General features: G+C 59.5%; 19 protein-coding genes. 2 read left to right on the forward strand and 17 right to left on the reverse strand.

What is annotated here, in order from left to right; translation table 11 throughout:
• From osmF to ACWFVE_RS09070, 3 genes are all read right to left on the reverse strand, one after another.
• Positions 1-909: a glycine betaine ABC transporter substrate-binding protein OsmF gene (gene osmF / locus ACWFVE_RS09060; RefSeq protein ID WP_447528946.1), complete on the reverse strand. Its 909-nt coding sequence runs from the start codon at positions 907-909 to the stop codon at positions 1-3.
• 86 nt (positions 910-995) lie between these two features.
• Positions 996-2,390, reverse strand: a complete 1,395-nt coding sequence (gene cysS / locus ACWFVE_RS09065; RefSeq protein ID WP_447528947.1) for a cysteine--tRNA ligase — start codon at positions 2,388-2,390, stop codon at positions 996-998.
• A 9-nt stretch (positions 2,391-2,399) separates the two neighbouring features.
• Positions 2,400-4,079: a glutamine--tRNA ligase/YqeY domain fusion protein gene (locus tag ACWFVE_RS09070; protein WP_447528948.1), complete on the reverse strand. Its 1,680-nt coding sequence runs from the start codon at positions 4,077-4,079 to the stop codon at positions 2,400-2,402.
• A 201-nt stretch (positions 4,080-4,280) separates the two neighbouring features.
• Here ACWFVE_RS09070 and ACWFVE_RS09075 point away from each other — a divergent pair, with 201 nt between their 5' ends.
• Together ACWFVE_RS09075 and ACWFVE_RS09080 are read left to right on the forward strand one after the other, a co-directional pair.
• Positions 4,281-4,778 carry a peptidylprolyl isomerase gene (locus ACWFVE_RS09075; RefSeq protein WP_447528949.1) on the forward strand — a complete coding sequence of 166 codons (498 nt, stop codon included), beginning with the start codon at positions 4,281-4,283 and terminating at the stop codon, positions 4,776-4,778.
• A gap of 13 nt (positions 4,779-4,791) precedes the next feature.
• Positions 4,792-5,571, forward strand: a complete 780-nt coding sequence (locus tag ACWFVE_RS09080; RefSeq protein ID WP_447528950.1) for a UDP-2,3-diacylglucosamine diphosphatase — start codon at positions 4,792-4,794, stop codon at positions 5,569-5,571.
• 76 nt (positions 5,572-5,647) lie between these two features.
• On the opposite strand, the gene ACWFVE_RS09085 is transcribed toward ACWFVE_RS09080, so the two are convergent.
• The 14 genes from ACWFVE_RS09085 to infC all read right to left on the reverse strand — a co-directional run bounded on the left by ACWFVE_RS09085 (position 5,648) and on the right by infC (position 20,369).
• Positions 5,648-7,468 (reverse strand): SurA N-terminal domain-containing protein, encoded by a 1,821-nt coding sequence (locus tag ACWFVE_RS09085; RefSeq protein WP_447528951.1) that lies wholly within the window; start codon positions 7,466-7,468, stop codon positions 5,648-5,650.
• A gap of 112 nt (positions 7,469-7,580) precedes the next feature.
• Positions 7,581-7,853, reverse strand: a complete 273-nt coding sequence (locus ACWFVE_RS09090; RefSeq protein ID WP_447528952.1) for an HU family DNA-binding protein — start codon at positions 7,851-7,853, stop codon at positions 7,581-7,583.
• Positions 7,854-8,039: 186 nt separating this feature from the next.
• Positions 8,040-10,460: an endopeptidase La gene (gene lon, locus ACWFVE_RS09095; protein WP_447528953.1), complete on the reverse strand. Its 2,421-nt coding sequence runs from the start codon at positions 10,458-10,460 to the stop codon at positions 8,040-8,042.
• Between the two features lie 225 nt (positions 10,461-10,685).
• Positions 10,686-11,966 (reverse strand): ATP-dependent Clp protease ATP-binding subunit ClpX, encoded by a 1,281-nt coding sequence (clpX, locus tag ACWFVE_RS09100; protein ID WP_447528954.1) that lies wholly within the window; start codon positions 11,964-11,966, stop codon positions 10,686-10,688.
• A 75-nt stretch (positions 11,967-12,041) separates the two neighbouring features.
• The gene (gene clpP, locus ACWFVE_RS09105; protein WP_447528955.1) at positions 12,042-12,659 is read right to left on the reverse strand and encodes an ATP-dependent Clp endopeptidase proteolytic subunit ClpP; all 618 of its coding nucleotides are present in this window, start codon (positions 12,657-12,659) and stop codon (positions 12,042-12,044) included.
• 61 nt (positions 12,660-12,720) lie between these two features.
• Entirely contained in the window at positions 12,721-14,064 is a 1,344-nt protein-coding gene (tig, locus tag ACWFVE_RS09110) for a trigger factor (protein WP_447528956.1), read from the reverse strand.
• Positions 14,065-14,223: 159 nt separating this feature from the next.
• Positions 14,224-14,592, reverse strand: coding sequence for a hypothetical protein (locus ACWFVE_RS09115; RefSeq protein WP_447528957.1), 369 nt, complete (start codon positions 14,590-14,592; stop codon positions 14,224-14,226).
• Complete coding sequence (locus ACWFVE_RS09120) at positions 14,593-15,054, reverse strand: flavodoxin domain-containing protein (protein ID WP_447528958.1); 462 nt, start codon at positions 15,052-15,054, stop codon at positions 14,593-14,595.
• Positions 15,055-15,243: 189 nt separating this feature from the next.
• Complete coding sequence (gene ihfA, locus ACWFVE_RS09125; protein ID WP_447528959.1) at positions 15,244-15,540, reverse strand: integration host factor subunit alpha; 297 nt, start codon at positions 15,538-15,540, stop codon at positions 15,244-15,246.
• A gap of 57 nt (positions 15,541-15,597) precedes the next feature.
• Complete coding sequence (pheT, locus tag ACWFVE_RS09130) at positions 15,598-17,979, reverse strand: phenylalanine--tRNA ligase subunit beta (protein WP_447528960.1); 2,382 nt, start codon at positions 17,977-17,979, stop codon at positions 15,598-15,600.
• Between the two features lie 27 nt (positions 17,980-18,006).
• Complete coding sequence (gene pheS, locus ACWFVE_RS09135; RefSeq protein ID WP_447528961.1) at positions 18,007-19,026, reverse strand: phenylalanine--tRNA ligase subunit alpha; 1,020 nt, start codon at positions 19,024-19,026, stop codon at positions 18,007-18,009.
• Positions 19,027-19,209: 183 nt separating this feature from the next.
• Positions 19,210-19,563: a 50S ribosomal protein L20 gene (gene rplT, locus ACWFVE_RS09140; RefSeq protein WP_009097607.1), complete on the reverse strand. Its 354-nt coding sequence runs from the start codon at positions 19,561-19,563 to the stop codon at positions 19,210-19,212.
• A 38-nt stretch (positions 19,564-19,601) separates the two neighbouring features.
• On the reverse strand, positions 19,602-19,796 hold the full coding sequence (rpmI, locus tag ACWFVE_RS09145) for a 50S ribosomal protein L35 (RefSeq protein ID WP_252109805.1): 195 nt from the start codon (positions 19,794-19,796) through the stop codon (positions 19,602-19,604).
• Positions 19,797-19,877: 81 nt separating this feature from the next.
• Complete coding sequence (infC, locus tag ACWFVE_RS09150) at positions 19,878-20,369, reverse strand: translation initiation factor IF-3 (RefSeq protein WP_447528962.1); 492 nt, start codon at positions 20,367-20,369, stop codon at positions 19,878-19,880.
• Between the last annotated feature and the right edge of the window lie 49 nt (positions 20,370-20,418).

Raw genomic sequence — 20,418 nt, forward strand, 5'->3', positions numbered from 1 at the left:
TTAATCGCCCAGGCTGTCGAGGTAGTCACTGGCGACCTGGTCCGGCGACAAACCGTTGACCGCTACGTCGGCGTTGAGACGCTGCAGCGTCTCGAGATCCAGCGTCTCGAACACCGCATCCAGATGTTCTTCCATGGCCGGGTACGTTGCCAGCACGCTTTCACGCACCACCGGCGCGGGCTGGTAGATCGGCTGCACGCCCTTGGTGTCCTCGAGCACGACCAGGCCCAGGGCGTTGAGACCGCCGTCGGTGCCATAGGTCATCGCCGCGTTAACGCCGCTGGTTTGCTGGGCGGCGGCGCGCATGGTCGCGGCGGTGTTACCGCCGGAAAGCACCAGCAGTTGATCAGCTCCCAGCTCGAAACCATACGCCTGCTGGAACGCGGGCAGCGCCTGCTCGGACTCGACGAACTCGGCGCTTCCGGCAAACTTGAAATCGCCGCCCTGCTCCAGATACTCGGCCAGGTCGTCGAGGGTGACCAGCTCGTTTGCCTCGGCGACATCGCCGCGCACGCTGATCGCCCAGGTATTGTTGGCGCTGGCGGGACGTAGCCAGACAAGCCCCTGCTCGGCGTCGCGCTCACGCACGGCCTCATAGGCCTGGTCGGCGTCGTTCCAAACGGGGCTATCGGTCATATCGAAAAAGAACGCACCGTTACCGGTATATTCCGGGTAGAGGTCGATCTCACCAGCGAGAATGGCGTTTCGCACCACGCTGGTAGCGCCCAGTTGCAGACGACTCTCGGTAGGGATGCCTTCGCGCTCCAGGGTCTGGATGATCAGCTCGCCCAGCACCGCGCCTTCGGTATCGATTTTAGACGACACGACAACGGGGTCGGCGGCGTGGCTATGGCTTGCAGCGAAGGTAAGGGCCAAGCCGGCCAGTGCGGGTTTTACCATGGAGCGCATTGTCATCATCCTTTATTCAAGTGGCTCATCAAAGCGTTAAGTATAGGTGGCGTGCCGTCAAGCGCCACACCCTGGCACGGGAAGGATCAAGGCGCCTCGACCATCCAGGTGGTGCCTTCACGAGAGTCCTTGAGCACGATACCGCTGGCGGCGAGCTCATCGCGAATAGCGTCGGCCTGAGCGAAGTCCTTGTCAGCCTTGGCCGCCTGACGCGCGGCGATCTTCTCTTCGATCTCGGCTTCGCTGATAGCAGCCTGAGCGGTGCCCTTGAGAAAGGCCTGGGGCGGCTGTTGCAAAAGACCCAGCACCCCGCCCAAACGCACGAGCTCAGAGGCCAAGTGCGGTGCCATCGAAGGCGTCTCGACTTTCGCGCGGTTTAACTCGCGGGCCAGATCGAACAACACCGCCAGCGCCTCGGGCGTATTGAAGTCGTCGTCCATGACGCTTTTGAAGCGGGCGTCGAACTCGCTTGCCTTCGCCTCTTCGCTTGCCCCCTTTTCGAGCTCGACGCCGTCGAGCGCGGTATAAAAACGGATCAGCGATTTGCGCGCCTCGACCAGTGAACCCACCGAGTAGTTGATTGCGCTGCGGTAGTGGCTGGCGACCAGCAGATAGCGCACCACCTCCGGGTCGTGCTCGGTCAGCACGTCACGAATGGTGAAGAAGTTGCCCAAAGATTTGGACATCTTCTCTTGGTCGACCCGGACGGCTCCCGCGTGCATCCAAGTGTTGACGTAGGTCTGGCCGGTGGCCGCCTCACTTTGGGCGATCTCGTTTTCGTGATGGGGGAAGGTCAAATCCGGACCGCCGCCGTGAATGTCGAAGGTATTGCCCAAACAGCACGTGGACATCGCCGAGCACTCGATGTGCCAGCCCGGGCGGCCGTTACCCCAGGGCGACGCCCAATGGGCCTCGCTGGGTTTGGCAGCTTTCCAGAGCACGAAATCCAGCGGGTCTTCCTTGTGGGTATCGACCTCGACCCGGCTGCCCGCGCGCATGTCATCGAGCTGGCGGTTATTGAGCTTGCCGTAGCTTTCGAATTTGCGTACTCGGTAGTAGACATCACCGTTATCAGCCCGGTAGGCAAAGCCCTTGTCGATCAGCGTCTCGATCATCGCGATGATGTCATCGATGTGGCCGGTAGCCCGCGGCTCGCGGGTCGGCGGAAGCACCCCCAGGCGCGCCTCGTCCTCGTGCATGGCGTCGATCATGCGCTCGGTGAGCGCGCTGATGGATTCGCCGTTTTCATCGGCGCGCTTTAGGATCTTGTCGTCGATGTCGGTCACGTTGCGCACGTAGTCGACGTCATACCCGCGCGCGCGCAGGTAGCGGCTGATGACATCGAACGCCACCATCACCCGGGCGTGGCCCAGGTGGCAGTAGTCGTAAACCGTCATACCACAGACGTACATGCTGACCCGCCCGGCCTCGAGGGGCGTGAACGCTTCCTTTTGGCGCGTCAGCGTATTATAGATATGCATAAACGCCCCTTAGCCTTTCTTCTGAATTTTCGCCCAGGTATCTTTCAGACCCACGGTACGGTTGAAGACGAGCTTGTCCGGCGTAGAGAGGTGACGGTCGGCACAGAAATAACCTACCCGCTCGAACTGAAAGCGCGACTCCGGGGTGGCGTCCGCCAGGCTCGGCTCACCAATCGCCTGGCAAACGATCAGCGACGCCGGGTTCAGGTGATCGAGGAAATCGGCGTCCTTGTCTCGGTCGGGCTGCTCGACCATGAAGAGGTTGTCGTACAAACGCACCTCCATGTTCACGCCGTGGACAGCGCTGACCCAGTGGATCACGCCCTTCACCTTGCGATCTTCCGGGTTCTTGCCCAGGGTGTCGAAATCCACCGAGCAGCGCAGCTCGATCACTTCACCGGTGTCGTCCTTGATCACCTCGTCACAGCGGATGACGTAGCTGTTGCGCAGGCGAACCTCTTTGCCCGGCGCCAGGCGGAAGAACTTCTTAGGCGCATCCTCCATGAAGTCGTCCTGGTCGATATAAAGCTCGCGGGTCAGCGGCACTTTACGCACGGCCATGTCGTCGCGTGCGGGGTGGCCCGGCACGTCATAGGTCTCTTCGAAGCCTTCGTCGACGTTGGTCAGTACGACCTTCAGCGGTTTCAGTACGCACATGGCCCGCGGCGCGTTGTCTTCCAGGTCCGAGCGGATCGCATGGGTCAGCATGGCGATATCGACCAGGCCACCGTCGGCGCGGGTCACGCCGATCATCTCGCAGAACTTGCGGATCGATGCCGGCGTATAGCCGCGGCGGCGCATACCCGAAATGGTCGGCATACGCGGGTCGTCCCAGCCATCGACGATTTGTTCGTCGACCAGCAACCTCAACTTACGCTTGGAGGTCAAGGTGTAGTTGAGATTGAGCCTGGCGAACTCGATCTGGCGCGGCGTGTTGGGCACCGGGAGGTTGTTCAAGAACCACTCGTAAAGCGGGCGGTGATCCTCGAACTCCAGCGTGCAGATCGAGTGGGTCACGCCCTCCAGGGCATCCGACTGACCGTGGGTGAAATCATAAGACGGGTAGATCTTCCAGGCATCGCCGGTTTGGTGGTGGCTTGCATGGCGAATGCGATAGAGAATCGGGTCGCGCAGGTTGATGTTCGGCGAGGCCATATCGATTTTGGCGCGCAGCACCTTCTCGCTTTCGCCGAACTCGCCCAGGCGCATGCGCTCGAGAAGATCCAGATTCTCTTCGGCGCTGCGTTCACGGTAAGGGCTCGGCCTTCCCGGTTCGGTCAACGTGCCGCGGTACTCGCGAATCTCGTCCGGGTTCAGGTCATCCACGTAGGCCTTGCCTTCACGAATCAGGTGCTGCGCCCAGGCGTAAAGCTGGTCGAAATAGTCGGACGCATAGCGCACTTCGCCGGCCCACTCGAACCCGAGCCACTCGACGTCTTCCTTGATGGCGTCGATATAGGCCTGCTCTTCCTTGGCCGGGTTGGTGTCGTCGAAACGTAAATGGCAGTCGCCCCCCAGGTCCTGGGCCAGCCCGAAGTTCAGACAAATCGATTTTGCATGGCCAATGTGCAGGAAACCGTTGGGCTCCGGCGGGAAACGGGTCACGATCTTGCTGACCTGCCCGCTGTCGATCTCGTCGCTTACCTGGTTGCGAATGAAGTTCGGCGCTTTGGTGGTCTCGTTGCTCATGGCGGTGTTGATAACCTCACAGTGGATGGCGTGCCGGCCGGCTGACGCCTAAGCTTCTAAAACCCGGATGACTAGACCCTAAGCATCTAGAATCCAAGCTAAAAGCCTTAGCGCTTCGCGGCGCCGGGCAAAACCGCTATTATAACGCGACGCCGATGCACAGCGCCAAGGCGAACGCTTTTATTCAATGGGAATTTATTCATGATCGTATTACAGACGAACTTCGGTGACATCACCGTCGCGCTCGATTTCGAGAAAGCGCCCAAAACCGCCGCTAACTTCGAGCAGTACGTGCGCGACGGCTTTTACGACGGCACGCTGTTTCACCGCGTGATCGACGGTTTCATGGTCCAGGGCGGCGGCTTCGATCAGGATTTCGAACAGAAACCGACCCGGGATACGATCGAGAACGAGGCCGACAACGGTCTGGAAAACAAAATCGGCACGCTGGCCATGGCGCGCACCCAGGATCCGCACTCGGCCACCGCGCAGTTTTTCATCAACGTGGGTAACAATAGCTTCTTGAACCACAGCGGCAAGAACCTGCAAGGTTGGGGCTATGCGGTATTTGGCGAAGTGACCGATGGTATGGACGTGGTCAACACCATCAAGGGCGTCAGCACCACACGCCGCGGCATGCACGCCGACGTGCCCGCGGAAGACGTAATTATCGAGCGCGCCTACGTTAAAGAAGATTGAGTCCGGGAGCCTTATGCGCACTCTGCTGGTAGCCGACACGCACTTAAGCGGTGATACCCCCGAAATCAATCAGGGGTTTTACCGCTACCTCGAACACACCGCCAGGGGCGCGCAGGCGCTCTATATATTGGGCGATCTGTTCGATGCCTGGATTGGCGACGATGTGCTGGATACGCCCCACACGACCGCTGAGGTCGCTATTGACGTCATCAAGCGCCTGCGCGCGCTGAGCGATGCGGGTACCGACATCTATTTTCAGCACGGCAATCGCGACTTTCTGCTTGGCGAACGTTTTGTCAGCGCCTGCGGGGCCACGCTCTTGCCCGAGGTATTGGAGACCGAGCTACAGGGGTTACCGCTGGTGTTGCTGCATGGCGATAGCCTTTGCACCCAGGACGAGAGCTATATGGCGTTTCGCACCCAGTCGCGAAACCCGGAGTGGCAGGCGCAAATTCTCGCCATGCCCCTGCAGGAGCGCCTGGCGCTTGCCAAAAAGCTGCGCCTCGAGTCGGGTAGCGCCAACGCCGGCAAGCATGAAGCCATCATGGATGTCACCCCGGCCGAGGTGACGGCACTAATGAGCCGTCACGGAGTATGCACCATGATTCATGGTCACACCCACCGCCCGATGGTCCACGAGCTTACCGTGGAAGAGGTACCCGCCAAGCGCTTTGTGCTGGGAGACTGGAGCACCGAGTACGGCTGGGACATCGTCATCGAACCCACCGAAGGCGCGCTCGCCGTTCCCGAACTTCGCCAGTTTCCGATCGCCTCGCCTCCGCCTGGCGAGTGATCAAGATATAAAAAAAGGTATAAAAAAAGCCGACCCCAAGGGGTCGGCTTTTGCGTAGCGCGCTTTTAATCGGCGCTTAGCGATCGATATCGGCGTCGTCTCTGAGCGAGGCGATCAGACCTTCGACAGCGGCCTGGGCGCGCAGCTGCTCGGAGATACGCGCGACGAAATCACTGGCCTCATCCCGCTCTTCGCTGCCGGCGATGACGTCGTCGAGCGCCACGACGCTGACGTTTGAGGGCATCGAAACGCTAGCGTAGCGGCTTTCGCCCTCTGCCGGGCGCGGCATGCGGAATACGCCATCCACCAGCGTTGCCGGTAATGCCGTGGGCCCCTGGCGGGAGACACCCTCTGCCTGCTGCCAGTCAATATCGACCTCTTCGTCGGCTTCGAGCGCAGCAATCAGCCGATCGGCCTCTTCCTGAAGCGCCTGCTGGCGCTGAGAGGCGGCCACGAACCCTTCGATGTCGTCGCGCACCTCTTCGACCGGCAACAGCGTCGCCTCGCGGTGCTCCGCCACGCGCAGAACCATGCGGCGGTCGTCGTCAAGCTCAATGACTTGGCTGTTGTAGCCGTCTTGCAGCACATCGTCGGTGAACGCTTCGCTCATTACGCCGGGCTCAGAGAGCACGCCGGTGCCGCCGTCTCGGGTAATCCAGTCGGTCTGAAAGAGCGTCAGGCTCAGATCTTCCGCCACGCTTTGCAGATCATCCGCCGCAAAGCTTTCGTCGATCAGGCGCTGCACCTGGCGGTTGAAGTCGTCGCTGACCTCGTTGATCGCCGCAGTATGCATGAGGGTTTCGCGCTGCTCTTCGAAAGAGGGCCCCTCGATCTCGGTCACCTGTAGAACGTGGAAGGCGTCACTCATTTCGACCGGCTCGGAGGTTTCGCCTTCGGCCAGGTTGAACGCGGCGTCGTCGAAGGCTTCGCCCATGATACCGGAGGCGATGACGCCAAGGTCGCCGCCCTGTTCGGCGCTGGCGGTGTCATCGGAGTATTCCAGCGCCACGTCCTCGAAGGAGTCGCCCGCCTCAATCGCCGCCAGCGCCTGCTCGGCGCGCGTTTGGGCTTCATCGCGGCTGCGCTCGTCGCCGTAGGTAATCATGATGTGCGACACGCGACGGTCGCTGGACTGACTCTGCGCGCGATAGGCTTCGCGCAGCGCTTCGTCGTCCACCTCGACATCGTCGGCCATCTCCTGGCGGTCGATGAGCACGTACTCGACTTGCACCTGTTCCGGGCGCTCGAAACGCTCCGGGTTGGCGTCGTAGTACGCCTGGACATCGTCGTCGGTGACGGTGGGCGCAAAGTCGATATCACTCTGGTCGAGCATCACGTAGCGGAAGCTACGCTGCTGGTTTTGCAGCGCCAAAAGGCGTTCGCGCTCGTTGGGCAGCACGAAGTCACTTTGGGCGAGGCCCTGCTGGAGGTAGCGGCGCTTGAGATCGCCCTTCAGCTCTTCGCGAAACGCCACCGGCGTGTAGCCGGCCCGGCCAAGCTGGTTACGGAAAATATCCGCATTGAAACGGCCTTGCCCGTCTTGAAACTCCGGCAGGGTGATAATGATCTGATCCAACTGGTCGTCGGAGAGGTAAAAGCCACCCTCATCGGCATACTGACCCAGCAGTTTTTGCGTGATCAACTGGTCGATCACGTCGTTTCTAAGGGCACGCTCCTGCTCTGGCGGTACCTGACCCGAGCGTAGCGCACGCTGCACTTCAAGCTCTACCTGCTGGCGCATGATGGGCTCGCCGTTGACGCTTGCCACCTGGTTTGGGTCGCGGCCGAAGGCGCTGAATAGCGACTCCACGCCAAAAAGCGCCATGGCGGCCACCATGAGCCCAATAATGATTTTAGCGCCCCAGCTACGGGAGCCATTGCGAATACTTTGCAGCATGCTTGCCTCAGATCGTTACGGCCATTGATCGCGCCCAAAAAAGGGGCCTTAAAATAACATGGGCGCATCGCCGTAGCGATGCGCCCATTACGTTACAACAAACGCGAGCCAATTAGTTGACGGCGTCTTTCAACGCTTTACCCGCTTTGAAATTGGGTACTTTGGCAGCGCTGATCTGAATCGGCTGGCCCGTTTGCGGGTTACGGCCGGTGCGCGCAGCGCGCTCTTTAATGGCAAACGTACCAAAGCCTACCAGTGAAACGCTATCGCCTTTTTTGAGGCTATCGGTGACGGACTCGACCATGGCATCCAATGCGCGGGTTGCCGCTGCTTTCGGAATATCTGCAGACGCGGCAATAGCTTCAATCAGCTCGGACTTATTCACACTTCACCCCTTAAATGTTTCGTAAAAATGGCTCTGAACGGCGCGGTCACCGGCAGGTACAAGCTCAAAGCATAGCTGCGTTTTATAGCAATGCCCTGAAATACCTGTCAAGCAACCAACTTTCGAGCGCCGGGCCAACGGGCCCGGACACTCCTTATCACTAAAAGCCTCTTCGGGCTTTGACGCTTAGTGTGTGCTGGCGACAGTACTGCCGTTAAACGACGGGTCGGCATTTTTGAGCGTTGCCGCACCGCTGTCCGGCTCATCGGCTAGCGCCACTGCCAGCACATCATCTATCCACTGTACCGGACGAATATCAAGTGCGCCCTTGATGTTATCCGGTACTTCCTTGAGATCGCGGCGGTTTTCCTCAGGAATCAGGACGGTCTTTATACCACCCCGGCGCGCCGCCAGCAATTTCTCCTTCAATCCACCAATGGGCATGACTTCCCCACGCAGATTGACCTCGCCGGTCATGGCGACATCGCAGCGCACCGGGCGATTGGTGTAGGCGGAGATCATGGCCGTCACCATGGCCACCCCGGCACTCGGGCCGTCCTTCGGGGTCGCGCCTTCCGGTACGTGTATGTGCAGGTCCTCGTTCTCGAACCGCTGCGGGTCGATACCGAACGATGCCGCCCGCGCTTTGACGACGGTATGGGCAGCGCTGACCGACTCTTTCATGACATCGCCAAGCGAACCCGTCTTGTTGACACGGCCTTTACCCGGCGTCACCACCGATTCGATGTTGAGAATCTCACCGCCGACCGAGGTCCAGGCAAGTCCGGTGACGCGCCCTACCTGATCTTCCTTTTCGGCCAAACCGTAGCTGTAGCGGCGAACACCGGCGTAGGTTTCGATATGTTCGGCCTTGAGCGTTTGCGGCGGCTCCTTGGCGTCTTTCTTTTTGCTCACCTCGGCTTCGACCCGCTCGCGCAGCACCTTGCGGCACACCTTGGCGATCTGACGCTCGAGCTCGCGCACGCCCGCTTCGCGGGTGTAGTAGCGCACAAGCTCGAGAAGCGCTTCCTCTTCCAGTGCTAGCTCCTCCGGCTTCAAGCCGTTGGCTTTTAGCTGCTTGGGGAGCAAGTAGCGCTTGGCAATCGCCAGCTTCTCGTCTTCGGTGTAACCGGGTAGCCGAATGATCTCCATACGATCCAGCAGCGGACCGGGGATATTCATCGAGTTCGCCGTACAAATGAACAGCGTCTCGGAGAGATCGTAGTCGAGCTCGAGGTAGTGGTCGCTGAAGCTGTTGTTCTGCTCCGGGTCGAGCACTTCCAGAAGCGCCGAGGAGGGATCCCCCCGGTGATCCATACCGAGTTTGTCGACTTCGTCGAGCAAAAACAGCGGGTTTTTCACTTCCGCGCGGGTCATGCGCTGCATCAGCTTACCCGGTAGCGAGCCGATATAGGTGCGCCGATGGCCACGAATTTCGGACTCGTCGCGCACGCCGCCAAGCGCCAGGCGCACGTACTTACGGTTGGTTGCCCGCGCGATGGACTGGCCAAGCGAGGTTTTACCCACCCCGGGTGGCCCTACCAGGCAAAGCACCGGTCCTTTCATCTTCTTGACGCGCTTTTGTACCGCCAGGTACTCGAGAATACGCGCCTTGACTTCTTCCAGGCCGTAATGGTCCTCGTCGAGCACCTCTTGCGCCTTGACCAGGTCGTGCTTGACCCGGGTGCGCTTTTTCCAGGGCACGGCGATCAGCCAGTCGAGGTAGGAGCGCACCACGGTGGCCTCGGCGGAGTTGGCCGCCATCATCTTGAGCTTGTTGAGCTCCTGAGTGGCTTTCTCAAAGGCCTCTTTGGGCATGCCCGAGTCCTTGATCGCCTGCTCGTACTTCTCGGTCTCGTTGGGCACATCATCGAGCTCACCCATCTCTTTCTGGATGGCTTTCATCTGCTCATTGAGGTAGTACTCGCGCTGGGTCTTCTCCATCTGCTCTTTGACCCGCGAGCGGATACGCTTTTCTACCTGAAGCAGGTCGATTTCGGACTCGATCAGCGCCATCAGATGCTCGATACGATCGCGCACGCGATCCATCTCGAGAAGCTCCTGCTTGTCGCCGATCTTGAGCGACAAATGCGCGCAGATGGTATCCACAAGCCGGCTCGGGTCCTCGATGCCGGACAGCGAGTTCAAGACCTCGTTGGGCACCTTCTTGGAGAGCTTGACGTACTGCTCGAACTGATTCAGCAACACGCGAACCAGCGCCTCCTGCTCACGGCTGGTCAGCGGTTCGCTATCCCGCGCCACCAGGTGCGCCTGGGTGTAGCCGGCCTCGTTCTCTTCGATGCTCACGACATCGGCACGGAAGTTACCTTCGATCAATACCTTGACCGTGCCATCGGGAAGCTTCAAAAGCTGCATGATGTCGGCAACGGTCCCCATGGCGTAAAGGTCGTCGTTATCCGGCTCGTCCTGAGAGGCTTCACGCTGAGCCACCAGCAGGACGCGCTTATCGGCTTCCATGGCCGCTTCGAGGGCATGGATGGATTTTTCCCGGCCCACAAACAGCGGAATCACCATTTGCGGGTAAACTACCACGTCGCGCAGCGGCAACATGGGTAAACACTGTGTCTGATCGGCGTTCTGCTGCATCGCAGACGTTCCTCAAAATCGGATAAGCGCTCGATAAAGCGTTACCACTTATAAGCGCTTAACAAGATGGAAGACGCGGCCTGGTAACGTCAGCCGCTGGATGGCAAGGACCCGGTCATCGGCCCACGGCGCGGCGCGGGCCAGCAGTGCCTGGACAACAACAAGGGGTCGCCTAGGCGACCCCTTGTATTGGCGCAAGCAGTACCTGGATCGAGCGCGGCCTTGTTAGCCGTCGGTCCCGTCAACGCGCGTCTCTTGCTGGTTGGAGTAGATCAATAGCGGCTGGCTTTCGCCTTCGATCACCGACTGATCGATCACCACCTTGCTGACATCCTCGAGCGAGGGAATCTCATACATGGTGTCCAGCAGTACCGATTCAAGAATCGAGCGAAGACCACGGGCACCGGTTTTACGCTCCATCGCCTTGGCGGCAACGGCGCGTAGTGCCTCCTCGCGGAATTCAAGCGTCACGTCTTCCATTTCGAAGAGTTTGGCGTACTGCTTGATCAGCGAGTTCTTGGGCTCGGTCAAAATCTGAATCAGCGCGTCTTCGGTAAGCTCAGTCAGCGTCGCAATGACCGGCAGGCGTCCTACGAACTCGGGAATTAGGCCAAATTTGACCAGATCTTCCGGCTCGACCTCGGAGAGAAGCTCACCCACGCCTTTAGCGCTTTCCTTGGTCTTCACGCTGGCGTTGAAGCCGATACCGCCCTTCTCGGAGCGGTCGCGAATGACCTTTTCAAGCCCGGCGAACGCACCACCCACGATGAAGAGCATGTTGGCCGTGTTGACCTGCACGAACTCCTGCTGGGGATGCTTACGCCCGCCCTGGGGCGGCACGGAGGCCGTGGTGCCTTCGATCAACTTCAAAAGCGCCTGCTGAACACCCTCGCCGGAAACATCGCGAGTGATCGATGGGTTGTCCGACTTACGCGAGATCTTGTCGATTTCGTCGATGTAGACGATACCGCGCTCGGCTTTCTCGACGTCGTAATCACACTTTTGCAGCAGCTTCTGGATGATGTTTTCGACATCTTCACCCACGTAGCCCGCTTCGGTGAGCGTGGTGGCGTCAGCGATAGTGAACGGTACGTTCAACAGCCGTGCCATGGTTTCGGCCAATAGCGTCTTACCGCTACCGGTCGGACCAATCAGCAGGATATTGGATTTACCCAGCTCCACATCGCTTTCACGTACTTCGGTCTTGAGACGCTTGTAGTGGTTGTACACCGCGACAGATAGCACCATCTTGGCGCGGTCTTGCCCGATAACGTAGTCATCGAGGGTGTAGCGTATTTCGCGAGGCGTAGGCAGACGCTCCTCATCGCTCTCGGCATCGGCTTCGAGAACTTCCTCGCGAATGATGTCGTTACACAGATCGACACACTCATCGCAAATATATACGGACGGGCCGGCAATCAGCTTACGTACTTCGTTTTGATTTTTGCCACAAAACGAGCAATAAAGCAGTTTGCCACCTTCGTCCTTGCCTTTGCCGTCGGCCATTGGCGTACCTCTATCACTGCGGCGGCTCTCGCCGCCGGAAAAGCTCGTTGGAAAAGCGGGTATCCGTTTACGCTATCAGGATGTAGGCCGCTTATCCAGCACTGCGTCAATCAGCCCGTAATCTTTGGCCTGATCGGCGCTCATGAAGTTGTCGCGGTCGGTATCGCGCGCCACTTTCTCTAAATCCTGCCCGGTGTGGTGAGCCAGAATCTGATTGAGTTTCTCGCGAATGCCCAGAATTTCACGCGTGTGGATTTCGATATCCGACGCCTGACCCTGGTAGCCACCCAGCGGCTGGTGAATCATGACCCGCGAATTGGGCAGACAAAACCGCTTCTCCGGCGCACCGGCCGTTAGAAGCAGCGCACCCATGCTGGCCGCTTGGCCCACGCACACGGTGGAAACGTCGGGCTTGATGAACTGCATAGTGTCATAGATCGACATGCCTGCGGTTACCGACCCACCGGGTGAGTTGATGTAAAGATGGATATCTTTATCGGGGTTTTCGGACTCCAGAAAGAGCATTTGCGCCACGATCAGGTTGGCCGAGTAATCTTCGACGGGCCCGACCAGAAAGATGACGCGCTCTTTTAGAAGACGCGAATAGATATCGTAGGATCTTTCCCCTTTGGCGCTTTGCTCAACCACCATGGGTACGAGACCACCGGCGTTTTGAATATCAAACTCACTCATTGGGTGATTCCTTGCGTCCGGTAAGGGAAAGGCGCGCGCAACACGCGCGCCCCGAAACGGTTTAAGCGCTGGCGTTTTCCTCTTCTTCGCCACCCTCGCCCTGCTGCTGTGCCGCGGCCAGAGCCTGCTGGTAGGTCATTTCAACGTCGGTGACGTTGGCCTGCTCCAGAAGCTTATCGACCGCTTTCTCTTCAAGGATAGCGGATTTGACCTGGGTCTTGAGCTCTTCGTTACCCATGTAGTACTCGACCACTTCGGACGGGTCCTGGTACTGCTCGGCAAGCTCTTCCACTTTGGCCTTGATGGCCGCATCGTCGGCGTCCAGCTCGTGCGCCTTGATGACTTCGGCCAACAGCAGACCCACCTGTACACGGCCCTTGGCCTGCTCTTCGAAGAGCTCATTGGGCAGCTGGCTTACGTCGAAATCTTCGCCAAGACCGAACTGCTGCGCGGCCTGGCGCTTCATGCCGTCAGTTTCCTGCTGAACCAGCGCGCTCGGCACGGAGATGTCGTTGGCGTTTTTCAACGCGTCCAGCACCTGCTGCTTGACGCGGTTATCGACCGCCTGGGCGGCTTCACGGGTCATGTTCTTTTTGATTTCGGCGCGGAACTTGCTCTCGTCGCCGTCTTCGACGCCGAAGCGCTCGAAGAAAGCCGAATCGACCGGCGGCAGCTCCTGGGTGCTGACCTTGTGAACCTTGACCTTGAACGTGGCTTCTTTACCGGCCAGATGTTCGGCCTGGTAATCTTCCGGGAAGGTGACCGTTAGCGTCTTGTCGTCGTCGGCCTTGGCGCCAATCAACTGCTCTTCAAAACCCGGGATGAAGCTGTTGGAGCCAATTACCAGCGTATGGTTTTCGGCGCTTCCGCCTTCGAACGGCTCATCGCCCAGGTAGCCCTGGAAGTCGATGGTGACCTGGTCGCCATCTTCGGCTGCCTTGTCGGCTTCCTGAAATTCGGCGTTTTGCTTGCGCAGGGTTTCGATCATTTCATCGACGTCGGCTTCGCTGACGTCAACGACCGGACGCTCGACCGCGGTGCCTTCGATCGAGTTCAGCTCGACCTGGGGGTAAACTTCCATGACCGCGACGAATTCGAAGTCCTTGCCCGCTTCGTTGACCTTTGGCTCGATCTGCGGGTAGCCCGCCGGGTTCAGCCCTTCGTCGGTGATCGCGCGCACGTAACGCTCGCGCATGACTTCGCCAACGATTTCGCTACGCACGCTGTCGCCGTAGCGCTGACGTACGACGTCCATGGGAACCCGGCCCTGGCGGAAACCGTTCAAGCGAACGTTTTTCGCGGTGTCTTTCAAGCGAGCGCTGACAGCCTCGTCGATGTCGGCCGCCGGCACCTGGATGGTAATGCGGCGTTCGATGGGGGAGGTCGTCTCGACAGAAACTTGCATGAATTGTCCTCTAGCGGCTGGGCATTATGTTGAGTGCGTATACATGTTCAAAGGGGCAATTCTAGAAACCCCGGCGCATAGTGGCAAGCACCATGCTCGCAAGATGGGGGCGCGCTGCGTAATTACAAGGGAGTTTCCGTTAAATTACCCGCGCCCTTCTCATTCGTAGGTCGTTCGCCGCCATCCAAGGCTTATCGCGTAAAGCAAAAGCCCGCAGGTCGCGGCGTGGGAGATAAACTCTTGCCAACTGAGCCAGTCGGTCATCAGCGCGTGCCAAACACCCATCACGACCGCGCCGGCCACCAACATGATGCCAAGGCGTTTGAGCAGTGCCGGTAGCTGCGCCCGGGCCTGCGCACTCAGCAACCGCCAGTTGACCACCGCCGCCCCGGCAACCAGCGCCAGGGCGATAAGTAAAAGGGTCTGGCGCGTCTCGAAATCACCGGCCATATAGCGCGGAATGACCGAGAGCATGACGATACACAGACCGACCGCCACGCTCACCCGCTCTGGAGATCCGCGCTCCATTTAGGCGACCTTTAGCGCTTGGTCGTTGATCCACTCTTCCACCCAGGGTAGCGCAGCGTCGTCGGCCATGAAGGTTTCCATGGCGTCCACTTCGAGACGCTCGCCCAACCGCGTGGCCCCCAGGTCTTCGAGCGTCGCGTCGAGCGCGCGCCCGGCGCCGCAAAAGGTGTCGCCATACGAGCTATCGCCCAAAGCGATGAGGCCATAGCGCAGCGAGGTGAGCGCCGGCGACTGATCTTTCAACGCCCGCACGAAAGGCACGAAGTTACCCGGATAGTCACCGCTGCCGGTCGTTGAAACACAGAAAAGCGCCAAGCTCTCCCCATTGGCGACATCCTCGACCGAGGGTTCTTCCTTGATGGCAACCGTGTAGCCCGCTGCTTCGAACAGCGGCTTGACTTGCTCGGCCACGTCGAGGGCGCCACCGTACATGGTGCCCACTAAAATATTGAGCTGAGGCATCATCGAACTCCCGACCAATACTTGATGAATTTGCTCAGATATTAACACGACTTGCGCGCTTTGCGCATGCGCCCTACCCCGCGCCTCGAACGCCCAGGGCGTAGCGGCGCACCGCGCATAAAAAAGCGCCCCTGGGAAGGGGCGCTTATACGCCTGACCGGCTTTAACCCCGTTAGGGTATTAGGCGCTTCAAGAGCTGGTGAAGTGCTCGACCTGCTGCTTGAGTTTCTGGCCCGGGCGGAACGTCACCACCCGGCGAGCGGATATCGGGATCTCCTCGCCGGTCTTGGGATTTCGCCCCGGGCGCTCGCGCTTGTCACGCAGGTCGAAATTGCCAAAGCCCGAGAGCTTTACCTGCTCGTTTTCACGCAGGCAGGCTCGAATCTCTTCGAAAAACGTCTCTACCATCGCTTTTGCTTCCCGCTTGGACAGCGCAAGCTCGGTATGTAGATGTTCCGCAAGCTCCGCTTTGGTCAACGCGCCCATAACGCTTCTCCTTGTCGCAAACCCATTGCCAACAATGTCGGTCGCGGCCGTTTTTACTTAGCCACGAAGCTGTGCATTCAGCATGGCCTTCGCCTGCGCCACGATCGAATCCACCCGCTGATTGATTTCATCATCATTTAGCGTGCGCGATGGATGCTGCCAGGTCAAGCCCAGGGCAATACTCTTCTGCCCCGGCTCCACGCCTTTACCCGTGTAGACGTCGAAAAGCTTGAGGTCTTCGAGGTAATCACCGGCCTCGCGGCTGACACAGTCCAGCAGAGCCTGCACCGGAGTTTGCTCGTCCAGGCTAAAGGCCAGGTCGCGGCGCACCTCAGGGAAACGTGACAATGGCGCGAACGCTGGGATCACGCCTTCACTCAGCGCGTCCAGGCGCACTTCAAAGAGCACCGCCTCGGCTTTCAGCCCGAGATTGGCGCGCACTTTGGGGTGGAGCGTACCGATCCAGCCGGCGGGCTGGTCATTATGGAAAAGCTGTGCGCTCTGCCCCGGGTGTAGCGCCGGGTGCTCGGCGGGCTCGAAGCGCCAGGCGCCTTCATTGCCGCCCATGGCCAGCAGACTCTCCAGATCGCCTTTCAAGTCGAAAAAGTCGATCGGCGTCCTGGCGCTGCTCCACCCTTCCCCTTCGCGCGGGCCGCTGGCCAACGCGCCAATCATCGGCGTTTGGGTCAACGAATCCAGCTCGCCGTTGAACACAAGCCCGGTCTCGAAGAGCCTCACCCGGCTTTGCTGACGGTTGAGGTTGTGCTCCAACGCGCGAATCAAGCCAGGAAAGAGACTGACCCGCATGGCGGAAAGATCCGCTGAGATGGGGTTGGCGAGCACCGGCGACACCGCCTCGGGAAAGATAGCGGCCTGAAGCTCGGGCGCGACGAAACTGTAAGTAATCGCCTCCTGGTAACCCCGGGCCACCAGCTGGTTACGAAGCCTCGCCTGAGTGATTTTGGCCTCGTTGGCCGGACGCAGCGCTAACCGCGCCGACGGGCGGCGCACCGGCAGGTTGTTATAGCCGTGGATCCTTGCGATCTCCTCGATCAGATCCTCTTCGATGGCGACATCGAAGCGCCAGCCAGGCACCGCTACCTGCCAGCCGCTGCTCGACCGCGTCGCCGCAAGCCCCAACCGGTCGAGGATGTCGGTGACGTCATCGTCGGGCAGCTCCTTAGAGAGCGCCTGAGCCAAGCGCGCGCGGCGAAGCTCAATGGTGCGGGGGGCAGGCAGATGCGCTTCGCTTTTCTCTTCGCACACGGGCCCGGCCTGGCCGCCGCAGATGTCGATCAACAGTTTGGTGGCGCGCTCGACCGCCTCGATAGTGAGCTGCGGGTCGACACCGCGCTCGAAACGGTGAGAGGCATCGGTATGAAGCCCGTAGGAGCGCGCTTGACCGGCCACCGCCAACTGGGTGAAGTAGGCGCCTTCCAGAAAAATGGTGCGCGTACTGGCACTCACGCCGGAGGACTCGCCGCCCATAACACCGGCCATGGCCAGCGGCCCGGAGGCGTCGGCGATCACCAACGTGTCCGGGCGCAGCGCGATGTCCTGTCCATCGAGCAATGTAAGGCGCTCGCCTTCGGCAGCCAGGCGAACTTCGACTCCTTCTTTCAGGTTAGCCTGGTCGAAGGCGTGAAGCGGCTGGCCGAGTTCGAGCATCACGTAGTTGGTCACATCGACGGCGGCGTCGATAGAGCGCACGCCGCTGCGACGCAGTCGCTCGACCATCCAAAGCGGCGTCTCGACGGACAGGTCGACGCCTTCGATGACCCGGGACACGTAGCGCGGGCACTGCTCGCCAGCCTCCACGCGCACCGGGAACCGGGTCTCGATACTCGGCGCGACCGGGGAGATCTCCGGCGCCTGGACCGGCAGCCGGTTGAGCACCCCGACCTCCCGCGCAAGCCCTTTAACGCTCAGGCAGTCGCCGCGATTCGGCGTCAAGTCTACTTCGATGGTGGCGTCGTCCAGACCCAGGTACTCACGAATACTAACCCCCACCGGGGCGCTGGCCGGTAGCACGAAGATACCATCGGAGGTCTCTTCCTCCAGGCCAAGTTCCGAGGCGGAGCAGATCATGCCGAAGGACTCGACGCCGCGCAGCTTGGCCTTTTTGATTTTGAAGTCACCGGGTAACAGCCCGCCGACCTGGGCAAACGGCACCCGCTGACCCACGTCGACATTGCGCGCACCACAGACCACTTGCACCGGCGCGCCGGTGCCATCAATGACCTGGCAAACGTTGAGCTTGTCAGCGTCCGGATGGGGCGCCTTGGCCGTCACCTCGGCCACCACCACGCCTTCGAAAGCGGGCGCGACGGGTTCGACGGCATCGACTTCGAGCCCTGCCATGGTGATCTGGTCGGCAAGCGCCTGGGTCGCAAGCTGCGGTGATACCCATTCACGCAGCCACTGTTCTGAAAATTTCATGCTCGTTCCTGTAGTCTGGCGGCGTGGTTAGGCAAACTGGCGCAAAAAGCGCAGATCGTTTTCGAAGAACAGCCGCAGGTCGTTGACGCCATAACGCAGCATCGCTAGGCGCTCGGCGCCCATGCCGAAGGCAAAGCCGGTATAGCGCTCGGTGTCGATACCCGAATGGCGAAACACTTCCGGGTGCACCATGCCGCAGCCCATCACCTCGAGCCAGCCGCTTTGCGAGCACACCCTACAGCCGTTTCCGCTGCACATCACGCACTGGATGTCGACCTCGGCGGAGGGCTCGGTGAACGGGAAGTAGGAGGGGCGAAAGCGCACGGAGAGATCATCGCGCTCGAAAAACGCCTGCAGAAAATCCTCGATGGTGCCCTTCAAGTCGGCAAAGCTCACGCCTTCGTCGACCAGCAGGCCTTCGACCTGATGAAACATCGGCGTGTGGGTCAAATCCGAGTCGCTACGATACACCCGCCCCGGGCAGACGATACGAATGGGCGGCTCACTCTCTTTCATGGTGCGTACTTGTACCGGCGAGGTATGGGTACGTAAAAGCCTTGTGGCGTCGAAGTAAAAGGTATCCGCCATGCCGCGCGCTGGGTGGTGCGCCGGAATATTGAGCGCCTCGAAGTTGTGGTAGTCGTCTTCGATTTCCGGGCCCACGGCAACGTCATAGCCAATGCGGGTAAACAGCGCCTCGATACGTTCGAGCGTGCGCGTGACCGGATGCAAACCGCCGCTCTGTTGACCACGCCCGGGCAGCGTCACGTCGATTTTTTCCGCGGCCAGGCGCGCGTTCAGCGCTTCTCTTTCGAGCGCCTCGCGCCGGGTGTCGATCTCACCGGCCAGGGTTTGCTTGGCCTGGTTGATACGCTCGCCCGCGGCCGGACGCTCCTCGGCGGCCAGCTTACCCAGCCCTTTCAGCAGAGCGGTGACCTCGCCCTTCTTGCCCAGATAGCGAACTCGTAGCTCATCCAGTTCAGACACGCTCTGCGCGGCCTGAATGGCGTCGCGAGCCTCTGATACCAGCGTAGGCAGGTGATCCATCCGTTGTACTCCGAATTAAGCGGTTTTCATCCAATAAGGCGTCGCCAGAACGGGGCCTTACAAGCCATACATTGTCGATGACAAAATGTCGATGGCAAAAAAACAGGGGAAGAGCGGCTGCTCTTCCCCTGTATGGGTCACGCTGTGACCTCGTGATTTCAAACCATATACTGGCTTAAAACCTTATTGGGCAGCCTTGGCTTTTTCCACGATGGCAGCAAATGCCGCTTTTTCGTGAACCGCCAGATCGGCCAATACTTTACGGTCGATTTCGATACCGGCTTTCTTGAGGCCACCTACGAAGCGGCTGTAAGACATACCGTTGATGCGGGCACCGGCGTTGATACGCTGGATCCACAGGGCACGGAACTGACGCTTACGGTTACGGCGGTCGCGGTACGCGTACTGACCGGCCTTGATAACGGCCTGCTTGGCAACACGGAAAACACGCGAACGCGCTCCGTAATAACCTTTCGCTTGCTTCAGTACTTTCTTATGGCGACGACGGGCCACTACGCCACGCTTAACTCGGGTCATAACACACTCCTGACTTTAAAAAATTCTAAAAAAACGACTTACAGATTCGGCAGCATACGCTGGATCAACGGCTTGTCAGCAGAGTGAATCTGCTTCATGCCGCGCAGCTGACGCTTACGCTTGGTCGATTTTTTGGTCAGAATGTGGCTACGAAAAGACTGCTTGTGCTTGAAGCCGTTAGCGGTCTTTTTAAAGCGCTTGGCAGCGCCGCTGTTGCTTTTGATTTTCGGCATGAGAAAAACTCCGCTCGATGTTTTTTAGAAAACCCAAGGCCGGTCGGCGCCAGGCGCCGACCCGTTAACAACGCCTATGGATCACTTCTTCTTGGGGGCAAGAATCATGATCATCTGGCGGCCTTCCATTTTCGGGAAAGACTCCACCGTTCCGATCTCTTCGAGGTCAGCTGCGACCCGCTCCATCAGCTTGCGACCGATGTCCTGGTGCGCCATTTCGCGACCACGAAAACGCAATGTGACCTTGCCTTTGTCACCACTTTCCAGAAAGCGCGTCAGGTTTTTAAGCTTGACCTGATAATCGCCTTCGTCGGTGCCGGGCCGGAATTTAACTTCCTTGACCTGGATTTGCTTTTGCTTTTTCTTCTGAACAGCTTTTTGCTTTTTCGTCTCGAAAACAAATTTGCCGTAATCCATAATCTTACAGACGATGGGGTCGGCATTCGAAATTTGCACGAGATCCAAACCGGCAGATTCCGCCCGCTCCAATGCTTCGGTGGTGGGCACAACGCCCAACTGCTCACCTTCGGCATCGATCAAACGGACTTCTTCTTCGGTAATTCGCTCGTTCATTGGGGGGCGTTTGTCTGCTGGACGCCCGCGCTGGTTGCTTCGCTTGATT

The organism is Vreelandella mediterranea (genome assembly GCF_970647075.1).